The 1,533-nt window shown below is 63.2% G+C and carries 2 protein-coding genes; both read left to right on the top strand.

Translation table 11 applies throughout. The features are described from left to right. Positions 1–208: transposase (locus tag RUMESO_RS02860; RefSeq protein WP_037277982.1), on the top strand; the 208-nt coding region annotated here is incomplete at its 5' end. A 61-nt stretch (positions 209–269) separates the two neighbouring features. Further along, positions 270–1,533 (top strand): calcium-binding protein (locus RUMESO_RS02865; RefSeq protein ID WP_037277984.1); only part of this gene is annotated, 1,264 nt, incomplete at its 3' end.

Genomic DNA, 1,533 nt, shown 5'->3' on the forward strand with positions numbered 1-1,533 from the left:
GCGCCTGAACAAGGAGGTAAAACGAAGGGCTGACGTCGTCGGCATCTTCCCGAACGAAGAAAGCATCATCCGGCTCATCGGCGCTGTGCTCCTCGAGCAGAACGACGAGTGGCAGCTCCAGCACCGCTACATGCAGGTCGAGGCCATGGCCGAGCTCGATGTCCCGCCGACCGAGAACCCTACCCTCATCTCCACTGAAGCCGCGTGACCATGGCCACCCCAGCTACACCCGAAATCTCCACCTCATTGACGGACGTGACCTGGTCCAAATGCTGAGCCGCGACGCGGCCTTCCACACGAACCGGTTGCACTTCAACTGGATTGACAATCCGGGATCCGTCACTCCCGGCACGCCACGCGACTACAAGGAAAGCGCCGTCGTCCACATTACCAACACAGGCACCGCTCCGCTCAAGGTGCTGGACTCGACGTTGACCGGGCCGTTCAAGCTCGCCAATCCGAACGCCTTCGACAACCTATCGTTTGGCGCCGGCCAGTCGGTCGATGTCACGGTGCTCTTCAATCGTGCGGGCTACATACCTAAGGCGAACGGCGTCACCGGGGTCTTCGAGGGCCGGCTGACGCTGCAAACCAATGAGGCAACCAATTCGACCGCCAAGGTGAACCTGTCGGGCTTCTGGCAGCAGCGCGACGAGGGCGGCTGGGAGCCCAACCTCAACGAGGTCTGGAAGATCTTCGGCTTCGGCAACGTCATCGAGGGTCTCTCGCTCAATAACGGGGGCGAGTTCTCGACGTTGAATTTCTACGACGTCTACCTGCCGGCGGACGATACGGAGGTGCTCTCACGCTACTGGCGGCTGGCCGACGGGGTCACCTCGGCCAAGGTCACGCAGATTGCGGGCTTCCACAAGCCGGCCGGAGCGAACTTCAACATCCATGCGCCTGGCAACAAGAGCGCGAATGTCCAGCTCATTTACCATGACCCGCTTCAGAACCAGACCGTCTTGCCACTACGGCCGAACGGGGCCTTCGGCACTGCGACCTTCAACAATGCCACCGTGCCGGACGCCTGGACAGGCAGCGACATCTTCGGCCTCCTTGTGGCGGGGCAGTCGACCAATCCCGACCTGAACCCGACCGGGACCGGCGCGCCGACCCAGGCACAACTCGACGCCCGCTATCCGGGCTACACGGTCAAGAACGGCAACGTGTTCGACCCGAGCGGCAAGGCGGTGCCCGACGGCTACACCGTCCGCGTGTTCCAAGCCTTCAATTCCGAAGGCCACCCGTTCAAGAACACCTACCTGGTCGCCCAGGACTACACCGGCGTCAACTACGACTATCAGGACAACGTCTACGTGATCCAGGGCATCACGCCGGTCTTCAATGGCGGAACGACGACCCGTGCCAGCTTATCCCGGAGCTCCGGCGACGTTCAGGACGTTGGCAAGTCGGGGGATGACTTCCTTATCGGGTCTGGGGGGTCGGACCTTCTGCGGGGGCATGGGGGCGAGGACCACCTGAGCGGGGGGGCGGGCGAGGACCGGCTCGTCGGCGGGGCGGGGCGGGATG

The organism is Rubellimicrobium mesophilum DSM 19309 (assembly GCF_000600335.2).
Lineage (GTDB): Bacteria > Pseudomonadota > Alphaproteobacteria > Rhodobacterales > Rhodobacteraceae > Rubellimicrobium > Rubellimicrobium mesophilum.